The organism is Streptomyces sp. JL2001, from assembly GCF_050917515.1.
Lineage (GTDB): Bacteria > Actinomycetota > Actinomycetes > Streptomycetales > Streptomycetaceae > Streptomyces.
On the sequence record NZ_CP169421.1, the window covers coordinates 405,856 to 422,489 of the forward strand.

Genomic DNA, 16,634 nt, shown 5'->3' on the forward strand with positions numbered 1-16,634 from the left:
CCGCGTCGCCCCGGCGTGAGCGCATTCTGACCCACTTGCTCACACCTGCGGCAAAGTATGCCTGTGCATGGATACCGATCCGGTCAAGAGAGTTCTCACCTGATCAACTACTCACCTATAGTGCGGTCGTCAGGCCTCCTTCCCGTGTGTGCCCGCTCCCGAGAGTCTGGTTGATGTCGGCGTCGTCCACTCCCTTCCGCCCTGCCCTGATCGCCTCTCTGCTGACGGCCGCCGCGGGTGGTGCGCTCGCCACGGCGGCGGCGACCTCGGCCCCGGCCGAGGTCCGTCCCGCACTGGGCTGGTTCGCCGCCTGCGGGGTCCTGTTGCTCTCCGCCGCGGCCTTCGCCGTGACCTGGTACGGACGGACCTCCCGCACGCTGGGCCGGCGGGCCGAGACCCTCGCCGCCGAGATCGCCTCCCGGGACGCGTACTTCAGCCGCCGCACCAGCGACCTGGAACAGACGACGGAGGCCCTGAAAGCCCGGTACGCGGCGGAGGCGGCCGCGTCGGAAGCGGCCCGGGCCGCGCAGGCGGAGGAGCTGGTCCGCGCCCACACGACCGCGATCGAGAAGCTGACCGGCGAACGGACCGCCGAGGTCGAGCGGTTGGAGTCGCGGCTGCGCCGCGCGGAATCCGGCCGGTCCGCCGCGATGGCGGCCGCGGCCAACGCCGCCGGGCGGATGCAGGCACTCGCCACCAGCATGCTGGCCGACCTGCGGGAGATGGAGCATCGGCACGCCGACGAGAACGTCCTGACGGACCTGCTCCGCCTCGACCACCGCACCGCCCAGGCGGGTCGGCTCGCCGACTCCATCGCCGTGCTGACCGGAGCCCGCTCCGGACGGCGCTGGGCCCGCCCGATCGTCATGGAGTCGATCCTGCGCGGCGCGATGGGACGCATCGGCGGCTACCAGCGCGTACGGCTCCACTCCAGCAGCGACGCGGCCGTCGCCGGTCACGCGGCCGAGGGCGTCATGCACGCGCTGGCCGAACTCATGGACAACGCGGCCAACTTCTCGCCGCCCACCGCCGAGGTGCACGTCTACGTCGAGGAGGTCCCGGCCGGGATCATCGTCGCCGTCGAGGACAGCGGCCTGGTGATGAGCGACGTGCAGCTGCGGCGCGCTGAGGCCGCGGTCGGCGCGGAGACCCAGGACCTGGCCGGCCTGTCCGGCACGCGGCTCGGCCTGGCCGTGGTGGGGCGCCTCGCGCGCAAGCACGGCCTCACCGTGTCGTTCCGTCCTTCGGCCCGCGGCGGCACCGGCGCACTGCTGATGCTCCCCCAGGAGCTCATCACCCGGATGCCGTTGGAGCCCTCCCCCGCCGACGCCCTGCCCCCGGTGTCCGGCCGGGCGGTGTCGGCCTCCGCGGCACTCCCGAGGCAGGCGACCGAGCCGGACCGGGCCCCGACGCCGCCGACAGGGCCCGGGGCGCCCGCCCCCGCTCCTGTGGCGGCCTCCGAGCCCGAGACCGTCCACGACACGGCGTCCGAGAGCACGGGCGACCATCCGCGGTTCGGCGAGAGCGGCCTGCCGCAGCGCCGTCGCGGACGGGCGCTGGCACAAGCCCACCCCGAGGGGCCGGAGGCCGCCGCCGAGAAGGCTCGCTCGGGGGGATCCCGCGGCGCGGCCGCGGCCGGTGCCGCGACGCGCTTCGGCACCTTCCGCCGTGCGGTCCGGGGAAGCACCGCGGCCGAGCCGGGCACCTCGGCGGCCGGACGGCTCCCGTCGGACGAGGACTCCTCCACAGCCGGTTCCGGGCCCGTCGACGCCTCCCCGGCCGGGGAGACCTCCGCCGGATCCCGTCCCGCCCCGGACCGTCCGGCGGCCGATGAACCCGCCGCCACCCCGTCCGCATCCTCCGACCAGGCCGCCCGGACGTCCGCCCCGCGGACGCCGCCGTCCTCGAACTCCTCGCTCCCGGAAGGCAATCCGCAATGACCGGCACCACCACCGACGAGAAGCTCAGCTGGCTCCTGGAGGGCCTGCTGGAACGCACCCCGGGCACCCGTCACGCCCTGGTGCTCTCCCGCGACGGCCTCAAGCTCTGCCGCACCCCCGAGCTCTCCGTCGACCAGGCCGACCAGCTGGCCGCGATCGCCGCGGGGATCCAGAGCCTGTCGCACGGTGCCTCCGTGGAGTTCGGCGACGGCACCGGCGGGGTCCGCTCCGCGATGGCCGAGTTCTACGGCGGCATCCTCTTCATCGTGGAGGCGGGCGAAGGCGCCCACCTCGCCCTCGTCGCCGACGAGGACGCCGACGCGGGGCTGGTGGGCCACAACATGTCGGAGCTGGTCGAGCAGCTGGGCGAGTACCTCGTCGCGAGGCCCCGGGGATGAGTGGCGGCAGACCGGGCCGGGACGACTCCCCCGACCGGCTCTACACCCTGACCGGCGGCCGCAGCCGCGCCGGATCCGACGCCTTCGACCTGGTTACCCTGGTGGTCTCCGAGAGCGACCCCGTCCCCGGCATGCAGTCCGAGCACGCCGGCATCCTGCGCATGTGCCGTTTCCCGACGGCCGTGGTGGAGGTGGCGGCCGGACTGGGCCTGCCGGTCTCGATCACGCGGATCCTGCTGGCCGACCTCCACGACGCCGGCCGGATCAGCGCACGGCATCCCCGCGTCTCGTACCGCCTTCCCGATCCCGACATCCTGGAGCAGGTGCTCGTTGGACTCCGTAACCTCTGAACAGCGCCAGACCCTGCACAGCACCGCCGACAACGGACTGAAGATCGTCGTCGTCGGCGGTTTCGGAGTCGGCAAGACCACCATGGTCCGCTCGGTCAGCGAGATCCGTCCGCTGAACACCGAGGAGACGATGACCCAGGCCGGCGAGGGCGTCGACGACACCGCCGGTGTCACCGAGAAGACGGCCACCACCGTGGCCTTCGACTTCGGCAGGATCTCGCTGGACGCCCGCAACGTCCTCTACCTGTTCGGCGCGCCCGGCCAGGAGCGGTTCTGGTTCCTCTGGGACCGGCTGTTCTCCGGCACGCTCGGCGCGGTCGTGCTCGTCGACACGCGGCGGCTCGCGGACTCCTGGTACGCGATCGACCGGCTGGAGCACCACGGCACCCCGTTCGTCGTCGCCTGCAACGACTTCGGCGGCCCCGCCCACACCCCGGCCCAGATCCGCGAGGCCCTCGACCTCGCCGACGGGGTCCCCCTGGTCTTCTGCGACGCCCGTTCCCGCGAGTCCAGCAAGCAGGTCCTGATCTCGCTCCTCGAACACCTGCGGACCGTCATCGCCCCGGACCCCCAGCCGACCCCCCAGCCGATCCCGGAGCCCGCCCCGTGACCCTTCCCGACTCCCCGCCCGTCCCGCTGAGCGGGCCCCGGTTCCAGACCGACCCGGTCGAGCTGTACCGGCAGATCCGGCGCGACCACGGGACCGTCGCCCCCGTCGTGCTGGACGGGGACGTCCCCGCCTGGCTGGTCCTCGGGTACCGGGAACTGCACCAGGTCACCAGCGACCCGGTGCTCTACTCCCGCGACTCCGAGCTGTGGAACCAGTGGGACGCCATCCCCGAGGACTGGCCCCTGCTGCCCATGATCGGCCGCAAGCAGCCGTCCATCCTCTACACGGTCGGCGAGCGCCACCGCGAGCGCGCCGGGGTCGTCTCCGGGGCGCTGGAGGCGATCGACCCGTTCGTCCTCAGGGAGCGCGCCGAGCACTTCGCCGACGAACTCATCGACGGGCTGTGCGGCAAGGGCTCGTGCGACATCATCGCCGAGTACGCGATGCTGCTGCCGGTACGGGTGCTGGCCAGCGTCTACGGATTCGCCGACGAGCAGGGCCCCGGGCTGGTCACGGCCATGAACGACATGATCAACGGCCAGGAGGGGGCGCTGGAGGGCCAGCGTCACCTGGCCGAATCGATGTTCGCGCTGCTCGCGGCCAAGGCCGAGGCGCCGGGCGACGACGTGGCCTCCCGGATGCTCGGCAACCGGTCCGGGTTCACGGTGGAGGAGGTCGCCCAGGACCTCATGGTGATGATGGCGGCCGGTCACCAGCCCACCGCCGACTGGATCGGCAACTCCCTGCGCCTGATGCTCACCGACGACCGGTTCGCGGCCTCGCTGGCGGGCGGGCGGCACAGCGTGGGCGAGGCGATGAACGAGGTCCTGTGGGAGGACACGCCGACCCAGAACGTCGCCGGCCGCTGGGCCTCGCGCGACACCCGGCTCGGCGGACGCCGGATCGGCCGCGGCGACCTGCTGCTGCTGGGCCTGGCCGCGGCCAACTCGGACCCGCACGTGCGGACCGACTCCGGGGCCCTGACCGGCGGCAACAACGCCTACCTCTCCTTCGGCCACGGCGAGCACCGCTGCCCGTTCCCCGCCCAGGAGGTCGCCGAGACCATCGCCCGGACGGGCATCGAGGTGCTGCTCGACCGGCTGCCGGACGTGGATCTCGCGGTCCCCGCGGACGCACTCAGCCGTCGTCCCTCCCCCTGGCTGCGCGGCCTGTCCGCGCTCCCCGTGACCTACACCCCGACTCCCGCCCTTGGAGCACCGAGATGAGCTGCCCGTACGACCCGACCGCCGCCTCCGGCACCGACGCACTCACCCTGGACCCGTTCGTCGCGGACCTCGACGGCGAGAGCGCCCGGCTGCGCGCCGCCGGTCCGCTGGCCCGCGTCGTCCTGCCCGGCGGGGTGGCCTGCTGGTCGGTCACCCACCACGCCGAGGCGCGGCGGCTGCTCACCGACTCCCGGCTGGTCAAGGACATCGACGTGTGGGGGGCCTGGCAGCGCGGCGAGATACCCCTCGACTGGCCGCTCATCGGTCTCGCCAACCCCGGCAGGTCGATGCTGACCGTCGACGGTGACGAGCACCGGCGGCTGCGCTCGCTGGTCGCGCAGGCGCTGACCGCGCGCCGGGTGGAGCGTCTGCGGGCCGGCATCGAGGCCCTGACCGAGGGCATGCTCGACCGGCTGGCGGAGCGTCCGGCGGGTGACGTCGTGGACCTGAAGGCCGAGTTCGCGTACCCGCTGCCGATGAACGTGGTCGGCGAACTGATGGGGGTCGACAGCGCCGACCACCCGCGGATGAAGGCCCTGTTCGACAAGTTCTTCTCGACGCAGACCCCGCCCGAGGAGGTGCCGCAGATGATGGCGGACCTGGGCGCCCTGTTCGCGGGGATCGTGGCGGGCAAGATCGACGCGCCCGGTGACGACCTCACGAGCGCGCTGATCGAGGCGTCCGAGGGCGGTGACCGGCTCACCACGGAGGAGATCACCAACACCCTCCAGCTGATGGTGGCGGCCGGGCACGAGACGACGATCAGCCTGATCGTCAACGCCGTCGTGGCCCTGGAGACGCACCCGGAGCAGCGTGCCCTGGTCCTCAAGGGCGAGGTGCCGTGGGAGAACGTGATCGAGGAGACCCTGCGCTGGTCCACGCCCACCTCGCACGTCCTGTTCCGGTTCGCCACCGAGGACATCGAGGTCGGGGACCGGGTGCTGCCCAAGGGCGAGGCCCTGATCGTCTCGTTCGGCGCGATCGGCCGGGACGAGAACCAGCACGGCCCGACGGCGGGCTCGTTCGACGTGACCCGTACGCCGAACCGGCACATCTCCTTCGGTCACGGCCCGCACGTGTGCCCGGGCGCGGCGCTGTCCCGGCTGGAGGCGTCGGTGGCGCTGCCGGCGCTGTACGCCCGCTTCCCCGAGCTGCGGCTGGCCGTGCCGCGCGAGGAACTGCGGAACAAGCCGGTCGTCACGCAGAACGACCTGTTCGACCTCCCGGTCGTCCTGACCTGACCCGCCGGGCGGGGCCATTCGGCGGCACGGCCGCCCACGCCCCGGACCGGGTCCGGGGCGCGGGCCGGTGGCGTACGTGCGGCCTGCCCGGGCCCGGCGCCCCCGAGTGGCCGCGGAGGAGTGCGGCCGGGGTCGGGCCCGCGTAGGGTCGGGAGGGCACCCGCAGTGCGCCCGCCCGGCGCTGCCGAGGAGGTGGGCCCGTGGACGACTCCGGCTTCCACGCGCTCGTCGCCGGTCTCCTGGAGGAGTCGCACCACACCGCCCCGGAGGACATCGCACGCCTGCTGCGGGACGTGGCGCTGGCCATGGGACTCCAGGGCGCCGACGTCTATCTGGCGGACGTCCAGCAGACCCATCTCGTGCCCCTCGACGTCCAGGTGCCGCGCCTCGGGGTGGAGGGCACGCTCGCCGGCCGGGCCTACAGCACCCAGACCCCCCAGACGGGTACGGACCCCGCGTGCCTGTGGCTGCCCCTCATCGACGGTGTCGAGCGGATCGGTGTACTGCGGCTGACCGGCACCGGCACGGCCGTGCCCGACCTCGCGCACGGCCGGACGCTCGCCTCCGTCACCGCGCTCCTGGTCGTCTCCAAGAGCACGTTCAGCGACACCCTCCAGCGCCTGGTGCGCACCCGTCCCATGACGTTGCAGGCCGAGCTCGCCTGGGCCTTCACCCCGCCCCGGACCGTCGGCACCCGGGCCGTGACGTCCAGCGCCGTCATGGAGCCCGCGTACGAGATCGGCGGTGACGCCTTCGACCACGCCCTGGGTGAGCGGCGGTTGCATCTGGCCGTCGTGGACGCCATGGGTCACGACGCCGCATCGGGGCTGTCCGCGGCACTCGCCCTCGCGGGCTGCCGCTCCACCCGCCGCCGTGGCCGCAGGCTCACCGACATCGCCGGCGCGGTCGACCGGACGCTCACCCGCTGGGTCCCCGAGCGGCTGCTGACCGCGGTCTTCGCCGATCTCGACGTCGCCACCGGGCGCTTCTCCTGGGTCAACTGCGGACATCCGGCACCGCTGCTGATCCGCAACCAGCACATCGTGGCGGGCGCCCTCACCCGTGAGGCCGACCTGCCGCTGGGTCTGGGGCCCCACCCCGCGTGGACTCCCCCGGCGCTCCACCACGCGCAGCTCGAACCGGGTGACCAGATCCTCATCCACACCGACGGCGTCACCGAGGCCCGCTCCGAGGAGGGCGAGCTGTTCGGCGAGGAACGCCTGGTCGACACCGTGGTCCGGGCGGTGGCGGCGGGCCAGCCGGCGCCCGAGGCGCTGCGCCGGCTGATCCGCGCCATCCTCGGCCACCAGAACGGTCACCTCATGGACGACGCCACGATCCTGCTCGCGGAGTGGCACCCCCGGACGTGACCGGGGCGCCCGGAGCCGCGTGTGACGGGCGTCACGGACGTTCTCCCTCGCACGTGTCGACCGGACGCCGTGGCGGGGGCGTATGCGGGGTGAAGCGAGAGAGATCCGGGAGTGGCTGTTGACCGTCGAGGAGTTCGAAGAGTTCTACGCCCAGACGGCGGCCCGTCTGACGGGTCAGCTGTACGTGATGCTCGGTGACCTGCACGAGGCCCAGGACGTCGTGCAGGAGGCGTTCGTCAGGGGCTGGGGACGGCGGCGGCAGCTGGATCGGGACGGGCGGCCGGAGGCCTGGATCAGGACGGTCGCCTGGCGGCTGGCGGTGAGCCGGTGGCGGGTCCGGCGGCGGTCGGCGGACGCCTGGCGGCGCCGGGACGCTCCGGTGGAGGTCGCCGGGCCGGGCCCCGAGCAGGTGGCGCTGGTCGACGCCCTGCGCGGGCTTCCGGACCGGCAGCGCCGGGCCGTGACGCTGCATTACCTGTGCGACCTGACCGTCGAGCAGATCTCCGCCGAGACCGGCATGTCCGCCAGCACCGTCAAGACCCATCTGGGCCGCGCCCGTACCGCGCTGGCCGATCGTCTGCAGGACCCGCGTATCGAGGAGGCCCCCGGTGCCTGAGCCCCACCACGACCCGTTGCGGCAGCTGTTCCGGCAGGCGGCCGACGCGGGGCAGGCGAGGGCCGCCGCCCCGCCGTTCGGGCACATCGCCGAGCGGGGCCGGCGCGCCCGGCGGCGCCGGCTCGCCGGAGTCGCCGCGGCGGCGTGTCTCGTCCTGGCCGGCGGCGGCGCCGCGACGGCCGCCCTCGTGACGAACCGGCCGGCGCCGGTGGTGCCCGCCACCACACCGTCGCCCGGTGAGTCGGAGCCGCCCACCTCCGCGCCGTCCGCGACCGCCACCGCGCCGCCGGACACGCCTGCCACCGGCGGCTCCGCGACGCCCGGCACGACGCCGCCCGGTGGCGGTCCCTCCGCGACGCGGACCCAGCCGCCGCCCGGCGGCTCCGTCACCACCCGGCCCTGACCCCCCTCACCCCGCAGGCTCGTCCACCCCGCAGCACGCGGGGCGGTCGGGCATGCCCGCAGACACCCGAGAGAGCCCCTCCCGATGACGCTCCACCCGCCCGGAACGCGTGGGCGCACGCCCGCCGCCACCCCCCTCCGGCCCCCGAGGTCCGCTCCCGCGCCGGCGGCGCGGCCGGCCGGGCGAATCTCCGGACACCTCCGCCGCATCCTCCGGCTCCAGCCCGGCGACGGCGAGGTGCTGACCCTGTATCTGGCCGTACGGGCGGGCGTCTGGGTGGTCGCCTACTGCACGCGCCTGCTGTTCCCCGCCGATTCCGGGAGCCACGTCCCGGCCGGGCCCCTCGCTCCCTTCGAGCACTGGGACTGGGGCCACTACCTGCACATCGCCCGCGACGGCTACTTCCCCGCCGACCCGGGGCCCGGCGGCGGCGACAACCGCGAGGCGTTCTTCCCCGGTCTTCCGCTGCTGCTGCGGGCGGTGCACGTCGTCGTGGGCGACTGGACCGCGGCCGGCCTGCTGATCTCCTTCGCCGCGGGGGCCGTGGCCGTCGTCGCCCTGGCCCGGCTGGCCCGGCCGTGGCTGCCCGACGCCGAGGGCGGGCGTCGGACGGTGCTGTTCCTGCTCGCCTCGCCCTGCGGGGTCTTCCTGGCCGTCGGCTACACCGAGGCGCTGTTCCTCGCGCTGGCGCTGCCCGCGTGGCTGGCCGCGCAGCGTCACCGGTGGGCCGTGGCGGCCGTGCTGACGGCACTGGCGACGACGGTCCGGGTCAGCGGGCTGTTCCTGGCCGCCGGGATCGCCCTGCACTTCCTGCTCGTGGCGCGGGCCGACGGACGCCATCGGCGCCGGGCGCCGTGGCTGGTGCTGCCGGCCGTGCCCGCGGCGCTGTACACCTGGTACCTCCACACCGAGACGGGCGACTGGATGGCGTGGAAGCACGCGCAGGAGCGCGGCTGGTACCGCGACTTCCACTCCCCCTGGTCGGCGTGGTCCCAGACCTGGGAGGGGGCGTTCGGGCAGACCCTGACCACGCCCTACGCGCTCATGTTCCAGGCGGAGTTGGCCGCGATGCTGGTCGGGCTCGCACTGCTCGGGCTGCTGGTGCGGCGGCGGCGCTGGCCCGAGGCGCTGTACGTCGCGCTCACGCTCTGGGCGCTCGGCACCTCGTACTGGTACACGTCGGTGCCGCGGGCCAGCCTCCTGTGGTGGCCGTTGTGGATCGCGCTGGCCCGGTGGGCGTACCGGCGGCCGCGGTTCTGCGTCGTGTACCTGTGTCTGACGGTGCCGCTGTCCGTGGTGTACGCCGTCGCGTTCATGTCGGGGCGCTGGGCCGGATAGCCCGGGGCGGTCCGGCGCACGGGTGCGGGCCCGGCCGGTTGCGGCCGGGCCCGCACCCGTGCGTGGCTACTTCGGCAGCCATGCCTTCCAGGTCGACTCGTTGGCGTCGACCCACTTCTTCGCCGCCTCCTGGGGCGACAGCTTCTCCTCGGCGATCATCAGGGAGACGTCGTTCTGTGCCTCGGTGGTCCAGCGGAAGTTCTTCAGGAACGCCGCGGCCTTCCCGCCGTTCCGCTCGAAACCGCTGTTGAGGAACTTCTGCAGCGGGGTGTGCGGGTAGGCGCACGCCACCTTGTCCGGCTCGGCGTCGCAGCCCTCCTTGTAGGCGGGCAGCTTCACCTCCGTCATCGGCACCTTCCGGAACAGCCACTGGGGCTTGTACCAGTAGGTGAGGAACGGCTTCTTCTCCTTGGCGAGCTGCTTGATCTGGGTGATCTGCGCCGCCTCGGAGCCGGCGAAGACGACCTGGTAGTCCAGGTCCAGGTTCTTCACCAGCGCCTTGTCGTTGGTGACGTACGACGGAGAGCCGTCCAGGAGCTGGCCCTTGCCGCCGCTCTCGGGGGTGCGGAGCCGGTCGGCGTACTTGTCGAGGTTCTTCCAGTCCGTGACGTCGGGGTGCGCCTCGGCGAAGTACGTCGGGACGAACCAGCCGATGTGGCCGGTGACTCCGAGGTCGCCGCCGCGGACGATGGTCTTCTTGTCGTCGACGTAGCGCTTCTCCTGGTCCGGGTGGCCCCAGTCCTCCAGGATCGCGTCGACGCGGCCCTGGCTGAGCGCGTCCCAGGCGGGGACCTCGTCGACCTGGACGGTGTCGACCCGGTAGCCCAGTTCGTGTTCGAGCAGGTACTGCGCGACGGCGACGTTCGCCTGCGCGCCCACCCAGGACTGGGTGGAGAGCGTGACGGTCCGCGCGCCCTGCGCGGCGGCGTACGGGGATGCCTGCTTGGTCATGTCGGCCGCGCCGCAGCCGGTCACGGCGACGGCGAGCAGGCCGAGTCCGGCGGCTCCGGCGATGATCGGAAGTCGCATGTCAGGCCTCCTTCTCGGGGGTGGTCCGGGTCGGTTGGGTCACCCGGTCGAGCATCAGGCCCAGGCAGACGATCGCGGCGCCCGCGACGAGCCCGGTGGCCAGGTCGCCCTGGGCGAGGCCGAACACCACGTCGTAGCCGAGCGCGCCACCGCCGACCAGGCCGCCGATGATGACGACGGCGAGCACCAGGACGACGCCCTGGTTGACGGCGAGCAGCAGGGCCGGGCGGGCGAGCGGCAGCTGGACCTGGCGCAGCTGCTGGAACCCGGTCGCGCCGAGCGAGCGGGCGGACTCCAGGGCCACCGGGTCGACGCCGCGCAGTCCCTGGGTGGTGATGCGGACGACGGCGGGCAGCGCGTAGACCACGGCGGCGGCGACCGCCGGCGCCCGGCCGACGCCGAAGAGAGCGACGACGGGGATCAGGTAGACGAACTGCGGCAGGGTCTGGAAGACGTCCAGGACGGGGCGCAGCGCGCGTTCGACGCGGGTGCTGCGGGCGGCGGCGATCGCGACGGCGAAGCCGATCACCAGGGTGACGGCGACGGCGGCGAGCACCTGGGAGAGGGTGTCGAGCGAGGCGTCCCACACGCCCAGGACGCCGATGCCGGCCATCGCGAGGACGGCGGTCAGGGCGGTGCGCCAGGTGCCGACCAGCAGGGCGAGCACGCCGACGAGCAGCAGGACCGCCCACCAGGGCAGTGCCTGGAGGCCCGAGCGCAGCGGGTCGAGCACCCACTGGGTGAAGTGGGCCGCCCAGTCGGCGGTGCCGCCGATGACCGGGACGCCCGAGTAGAGGTGGGCGGTCATCCAGTCGACGACCCTGTTGACGGGTTCGGCGATGTCGAGGTGCCAGGTGCCCGGCCACGTCGCGTGGCCCGCGAGGCGGCCGGCGACGGCCACCGCGGTCGCCGCGACGGCAGCGACGGCCCAGCCGCTCCGGCCGCGCAGGGCGGAGGTGCGGGGCGCGGCGCCGATCCGGGCGCCGGCCGCGCCCGCGGTGCGGTCGAGGACGACCGCGAGGAGCACGATGGGGATGCCGGCGGCGAGGGCCGCGCCGACGTCGACCGAGGCGAGGGCCTGGTAGACCCGGTCGCCGAGTCCGCCGGCGCCGATGACGGAGGCGATGACGGCCATCGAGAGGGCCATCATGATCGACTGGTTGACGCCCAGGAGGAGTTCCTTGCGGGCGAGCGGGAGGCGGGCGCTGAGCAGCCGCTGCCGGCCGGTCGCGCCGAGCGAGTCCACGGCCTCCAGGACGCCGGGGTCGGCGTCGCGCAGGCCGAGCGCGGTGAGGCGGGCCATCGGCGGGGCGGCGTAGACGACGGTCGCGAGGACGGCCGCGGGGACGCCGATGCCGAAGACGAGGACGACCGGCAGCAGGTAGGCGAAGGCGGGCAGGACCTGCATGGTGTCCAGGACCGGGCGCAGGGCGCGGAAGGTCCGGTCGGAGAGGCCGGCGGCCAGCCCGAGGACGCCGCCGACCAGCACGGACGCGGCGACCGCGACGACCATCAGGGCCAGGGTCTGCATGGTGGGGACCCACATGCCGAGCAGGCCGCAGACGGCGAAGGCGCCGACGGTCGTGAGCGCGAGGCGCGGTCCGGCGACGCGCCAGGCGACCAGGCCGCCGGCCGCGGTGACGCCGGCCCAGCCGGCGGCGAGCAGCAGCAGGTAGACGCCGCGGACGGACAGCACGACGCCGTTGCTGACGTGGCCGAGGAAGTACAGGAAGACGGGGTGGTCGTCGCGGTTGTCGATGATCCAGTCGCCGGTCCGGCCGAGCGGGCCGGACAGGTCGACGGTGAGGGAGGCGGGCCAGCTGCCGCCGCCCGCGAGCAGGATGCCCAGCGGGACGAGCACGACGACGGCGACGGCGAGGGGCAGGTACCTGCGGAGGGCGGCGCGGGAGACCGCGCCGGACTCGCGCAGGGGCGCGCTGACGGCTGCGGTCATGCTGCCGCCTTCCCGGTCGGGACACCGGCGACGACCGACAGCAGTTCCCTGTCGTCGACGATGCCGACGCAGCGGCCCTGGTCGAGGACCCGGACCGGGCCGCCGCTGCGGGCCACGGCCTCGATGGCCTCGGAGACGGTCGCGCCGGGGGCGAGGGCGGGGCCGTGGTCGGCCTCGTCGCCGCAGGGCGGCCGCATGGCGCTGCGGACGGTGACGACCTGCTCGCGCGGGACGTCGCGGACGAAGTCGCGGACGTAGTCGTCGGCCGGCGAACCGACGATCTGCTCGGGGGTGCCGAGCTGGACGATGCGGCCGTCGCGCATCAGGGCGATGCGGGTGCCCAGGCGCAGGGCCTCGTTGAGGTCGTGGGTGATGAACACCATCGTGCGGCCCTCCTCCCCGTGCAGGCGGACGACCTCCTCCTGCATGTCCCGCCGGATCAGCGGGTCGAGCGCGCTGAACGGCTCGTCGAACAAGAGCACTTCGGGGTCGACGACGAGCGCCCGGGCGAGGCCCACGCGCTGCTGCTGGCCGCCGGAGAGCTGGCCGGGCCTGCGGTCCTCGAGTCCGGCGAGGCCGACCTTGTCGACGGCCTCGGCGGCCTTGGCGCGGCGCTCGGCGCGGCCCATCCCCTGGATCTCCAGGCCGTAGGCGACGTTGTCGAGCACGGAGCGGTGCGGCAGCAGGCCGAAGTGCTGGAAGACCATCGAGGCGCGGTGGCGGCGCAGTTCGCGCAGCCGTGACCTGTCCATGGACAGGACGTCCTCGCCCTCCATGGCGACGCTGCCGGAGGTGGGCTCGATGAGCCGGGTCAGGCAGCGCACCAGGGTGGACTTGCCGGAGCCGGAGAGGCCCATGACGACGAAGACCTCGCCCTGGTGGACGTCGAAGGAGACGTCCCGGACGGCGGCGGTGCAGCCGGTGCGCTCACGGAGCTCGGCGGGCGGCAGGGCGGCCAGTTCGGAGCCGGGGACCCGGTCGGCCTTGGGGCCGAAGACCTTCCAGAGGTTCTGGACGGAGAAGGCGGACGGCGTGTTCATCAGGCATGACCTCCCAGGAGTTCGGCACACTTCTCGCCGACCATGAGGACGCCGATCATCGGGTTCACGGCGGGCATCGTCGGGAAGACGGACGCGTCGGCGATGCGCAGGCCGTCGAGGCCGCGCACCTTCAGGTCGGGACCGACCACGGCCTGTGCGTCGTCGGTGGCGCCCATGCGGCAGGTGCCGGCGGGGTGGTAGACGGTGTGGGCGACCTGACGGGCGTAGGCGCCGAGTTCCTCGTCGTCGGTGATCTCCGGCCCGGGGCATACCTCGCGCTTGAGCCAGCCGGCGAGCGGCTCGCTGCGGGCGATCTCGCGGGCGATCTTGATGCCGTCGACGAGGGTGCGGCCGTCGTAGTCGTCCTCGTCCGTGAAGTAGCGGAAGTCCAGGGCGGGTTTGACCTCGGGGTCAGCGCTGGTGAGGTAGAGCCGGCCCCGGCTGCGCGGCTTGGGGATGTTCGGGGTCATCGACACGCCGTGGGCGGGCCGCTCGTAGCCCAGCCGCTCCGGGTTGTCGGTGAAGGGGACCTGGTAGAAGTGGAACATCAGGTCCGGGCCCGGGGACGCGGGGTCGCGCCGTACGAAGAGTCCGGCGTCGCTGTCCATCGCGGAGTTCTCCGGGATGGGTCCGTGGGTCTCCCAGACGATGACCGACTCGGGGTGGTCGAGCAGGTTCTCGCCGACGCCCGGCAGGTCGTGCACGACGGGGATGCCGAGCGCCTCCAGGTCCGCCCTGGGGCCGATGCCGGAGTGGAGGAGCAGCCGCGGGGTGTCGACGGCTCCGGCGCAGACGAGGACCTCGCGGCGCGCCTCGACGAGGAGTTCCGCGCCGTCCCGGGTGCGCACGTGGACGCCGCGGGCCCGGGTGCCGTCGAGTTCCAGGCGGTACGCCCAGGTTTCCAGCATCAGGCGGAGGTTGGGGCGCCGGTCCATGACGGGGTGGAGGTAGGCGACGGAGGCGGAGGAGCGCTTGTTGTCCTCGGGGTGGTACGCGAGGTCGAAGAATCCGACTCCCTCGTGGAAGGGGGCCTTGTTGAACCCCTCGACGCGGGGCACGCCGAGGGCGCCCTGCGCGGCGTCGACGAAGTCGCGGGCGATGGCGTTGCGGTCGTTCTCGTCGACCGGGACGATGTTGTTCAGGAGCCGGTCGAAGTACGGCTCCATGGCCTGCGCGTCCCAGCCGTCGGCGCCGGCCTCGGCCCATTCGTCCCAGTCGGACGGCAGGGGCTTGAAGGATATGAGGGTGTTGTGCGAGGAGCAGCCGCCGAGCACCCGGGCGCGGCTGTGCCGGATGTGCGAGTTGCCCCGGGGCTGTTCGGTGGTGGGGTAGTCGTAGTCGAGGTCTCCGCCGAGCAGGCCCATCCAGCGGCGCAGGGTCAGGACGTCGGGCCGGTCGACGTCGGAGGGGCCGCCCTCGATGACGGCGACGGTGACGTCGGGATCGTCGGTGAGGCGGCGGGCCAGGACGGACCCGGCGGTGCCGCCGCCGACGATGACGTAGTCGTACGTGGTGGTCATGGTGTGCTCTCCCGGCTCAGCCCGCGAACCAGCGCACGGGGCGCGGGGCGAGGTTCTGGTAGACGTGCTTGGTCTCGCGGTACTCGGCGAGCCCGGCGGGGCCCAGTTCGCGGCCGATGCCGCTCTTGCCGAAGCCGCCCCACTCCGCCTGCGGGAGGTAGGGGTGGAAGTCGTTGATCCAGACGGTGCCGTGGCGCAGCCGGCCGGCGACGCGGCGGGCGCGGGCCGCGTCGGCCGACCAGACGCCGCCGGCGAGGCCGTACTCGGTGTCGTTGGCGAGTTCGACGGCCTCGTCCTCGGTGCGGAAGGTCTCGACGGTCAGGACCGGGCCGAAGACCTCCTCGCGGACGACGCGCATGCCGCGGTGGCAGTGGTCGAGGACGGTCGGGCGGTAGAAGTGGCCGGGGCCTTCGGGGCGCCGGCCGCCGGCGCGCAGGACCGCGCCCTCGGCGAGGGCGGAGGCGACGTACTCCTCGGTCCGGGCGAGCTGCCGGGCGGAGACGAGGGGGCCGCACTCGACGCCCGGGTCGGTGCCGCGGCCGAGGCGGATCAGGTCGGCGCGGCGGGCGAGTTCGGCGACGAACCGCTCACGCAGCGACTCCTCGACGATGAGGCGGGAGCCGGCCGAGCAGACCTGGCCGCTGTGGATGAACGCGGCGTTGAGGGCCTGGTCGACGGCGGTGTCGAAGCCCTCGTCGGTCGTGCACGCGTCGGCGAAGACCACGTTGGGGTTCTTGCCGCCGAGTTCGAGGGCGACCTTCTTGACGCCGTCGGCGGCGGCACGCATCACGTGCGTGCCGCTGACCAGTCCGCCGGTGAAGGAGACGAGGTCGACGTCGGGATGCTCGGCGAGCCGTGCGCCGACGGTGTCCCCGGGGCCGGTGACGAGGTTGGCGACGCCGGACGGCAGGCCGGCCTCCGCGAGCAGGCCGAGCAGCGCGACGGTGGTGAGCGGGGTGAGCTCGCTCGGCTTCACGACGAAGGTGTTGCCCGCGGCCAGCGCCGGGGCGATCTTCCAGCTCGCCTGGAGCAGGGGGTAGTTCCAGGGGGTGATGAGGGCGCACACCCCGACGGGTTCGTGGACGACGACACTGTGGATGTCGGGCGAGCCGGCGTCGACGACCCGGCCGCCGCCCTCGCCGATGACCAGGTCGGCGAAGTAGCGGAAGGCGTCGCTGACGCAGTCGACGTCGACGCGCCCTTCCTCCAGGGTCTTGCCGGCGTCGCGGCTCTCCAGCAGACCGATGGTCTCCCGGTCGCGCTGGAGCAGGTCGGCGACGCGGCGCAGCAGCGCGGCCCGTTCGGCGACGGGTGTGTGCGGCCAGGCGCCCTGGTCGAAGGCCGTCCGTGCGGCGGCGATCGCGGCGTCGGCGTCCGGCGTCCCGCCCTCGGCCACGACCGCGAGGGTGGTGGCGTCGGCCGGGTCGAGGATCTCTCGCGTGGCGCCGGAGGCGGCGGCTCGCCACTCTCCGTCGATGTGGATGGTTCGTTGGTCCGACACGTCGCGTTCTGCCTTCCGTTCCCGTTACGTCCCCCACCAGTGCGGCTGGGCGACCGGGGGCGCTTGCCCCTGGGGTCCCGATCCATGCGCGACGACTC

Annotated in this window: 15 protein-coding genes; 10 read left to right on the plus strand and 5 right to left on the minus strand. The window is 73.7% G+C overall.

Annotated elements, in window-relative coordinates:
- The first annotated feature begins 173 nt into the window (after window positions 1-173).
- The 10 genes from ACE1OA_RS01865 to ACE1OA_RS01910 all read left to right on the plus strand — a co-directional run bounded on the left by ACE1OA_RS01865 (window position 174) and on the right by ACE1OA_RS01910 (window position 9,492).
- On the plus strand, window positions 174-1,940 hold the full coding sequence (locus tag ACE1OA_RS01865; RefSeq protein WP_384871192.1) for an ATP-binding protein: 1,767 nt from the start codon (window positions 174-176) through the stop codon (window positions 1,938-1,940).
- Window positions 1,937-2,338: a roadblock/LC7 domain-containing protein gene (locus ACE1OA_RS01870; protein ID WP_030690508.1), complete on the plus strand. Its 402-nt coding sequence runs from the start codon at window positions 1,937-1,939 to the stop codon at window positions 2,336-2,338. Before ACE1OA_RS01865 ends, ACE1OA_RS01870 begins: the two co-directional genes overlap by 4 nt.
- Window positions 2,335-2,688 (plus strand): DUF742 domain-containing protein, encoded by a 354-nt coding sequence (locus tag ACE1OA_RS01875; protein WP_384871195.1) that lies wholly within the window; start codon window positions 2,335-2,337, stop codon window positions 2,686-2,688. Before ACE1OA_RS01870 ends, ACE1OA_RS01875 begins: the two co-directional genes overlap by 4 nt.
- Complete coding sequence (locus tag ACE1OA_RS01880) at window positions 2,669-3,298, plus strand: GTP-binding protein (protein ID WP_356604681.1); 630 nt, start codon at window positions 2,669-2,671, stop codon at window positions 3,296-3,298. Before ACE1OA_RS01875 ends, ACE1OA_RS01880 begins: the two co-directional genes overlap by 20 nt.
- On the plus strand, window positions 3,295-4,524 hold the full coding sequence (locus ACE1OA_RS01885; RefSeq protein WP_432752102.1) for a cytochrome P450: 1,230 nt from the start codon (window positions 3,295-3,297) through the stop codon (window positions 4,522-4,524). The genes ACE1OA_RS01880 and ACE1OA_RS01885 overlap by 4 nt, the downstream gene beginning before the upstream one ends.
- Window positions 4,521-5,765: a cytochrome P450 family protein gene (locus tag ACE1OA_RS01890; RefSeq protein ID WP_356604685.1), complete on the plus strand. Its 1,245-nt coding sequence runs from the start codon at window positions 4,521-4,523 to the stop codon at window positions 5,763-5,765. The genes ACE1OA_RS01885 and ACE1OA_RS01890 overlap by 4 nt, the downstream gene beginning before the upstream one ends.
- Window positions 5,766-5,965: 200 nt before the next feature.
- Window positions 5,966-7,135: a PP2C family protein-serine/threonine phosphatase gene (locus ACE1OA_RS01895; RefSeq protein WP_432752103.1), complete on the plus strand. Its 1,170-nt coding sequence runs from the start codon at window positions 5,966-5,968 to the stop codon at window positions 7,133-7,135.
- A 118-nt stretch (window positions 7,136-7,253) separates the two neighbouring features.
- Window positions 7,254-7,751, plus strand: a complete 498-nt coding sequence (locus tag ACE1OA_RS01900) for a SigE family RNA polymerase sigma factor (protein ID WP_356604689.1) — start codon at window positions 7,254-7,256, stop codon at window positions 7,749-7,751.
- Complete coding sequence (locus ACE1OA_RS01905; protein WP_432752104.1) at window positions 7,744-8,154, plus strand: hypothetical protein; 411 nt, start codon at window positions 7,744-7,746, stop codon at window positions 8,152-8,154. Before ACE1OA_RS01900 ends, ACE1OA_RS01905 begins: the two co-directional genes overlap by 8 nt.
- Window positions 8,155-8,238: 84 nt before the next feature.
- Window positions 8,239-9,492 carry a mannosyltransferase family protein gene (locus ACE1OA_RS01910; RefSeq protein ID WP_432752105.1) on the plus strand — a complete coding sequence of 418 codons (1,254 nt, stop codon included), beginning with the start codon at window positions 8,239-8,241 and terminating at the stop codon, window positions 9,490-9,492.
- Window positions 9,493-9,558: 66 nt separating this feature from the next.
- Here the strand turns inward: ACE1OA_RS01910 and ACE1OA_RS01915 are convergent, their stop codons facing one another.
- Genes ACE1OA_RS01915 through ACE1OA_RS01935 form a run of 5 tightly spaced genes read right to left on the minus strand, consistent with a single transcriptional unit; the run spans window position 9,559 to window position 16,536 of the window.
- Entirely contained in the window at window positions 9,559-10,521 is a 963-nt protein-coding gene (locus tag ACE1OA_RS01915; protein WP_386545954.1) for an ABC transporter substrate-binding protein, read from the minus strand.
- A gap of 1 nt (window position 10,522) precedes the next feature.
- Window positions 10,523-12,475, minus strand: a complete 1,953-nt coding sequence (locus ACE1OA_RS01920; RefSeq protein ID WP_356604697.1) for an ABC transporter permease subunit — start codon at window positions 12,473-12,475, stop codon at window positions 10,523-10,525.
- Complete coding sequence (locus ACE1OA_RS01925) at window positions 12,472-13,515, minus strand: quaternary amine ABC transporter ATP-binding protein (RefSeq protein WP_432752106.1); 1,044 nt, start codon at window positions 13,513-13,515, stop codon at window positions 12,472-12,474. The genes ACE1OA_RS01920 and ACE1OA_RS01925 overlap by 4 nt, the downstream gene beginning before the upstream one ends.
- Window positions 13,515-15,035 carry a GMC family oxidoreductase gene (locus ACE1OA_RS01930; protein WP_356604701.1) on the minus strand — a complete coding sequence of 507 codons (1,521 nt, stop codon included), beginning with the start codon at window positions 15,033-15,035 and terminating at the stop codon, window positions 13,515-13,517. Before ACE1OA_RS01930 ends, ACE1OA_RS01925 begins: the two co-directional genes overlap by 1 nt.
- Window positions 15,036-15,051: 16 nt before the next feature.
- Window positions 15,052-16,536, minus strand: a complete 1,485-nt coding sequence (locus tag ACE1OA_RS01935; protein ID WP_356604703.1) for an aldehyde dehydrogenase family protein — start codon at window positions 16,534-16,536, stop codon at window positions 15,052-15,054.
- Window positions 16,537-16,634: the final 98 nt, after the last annotated feature.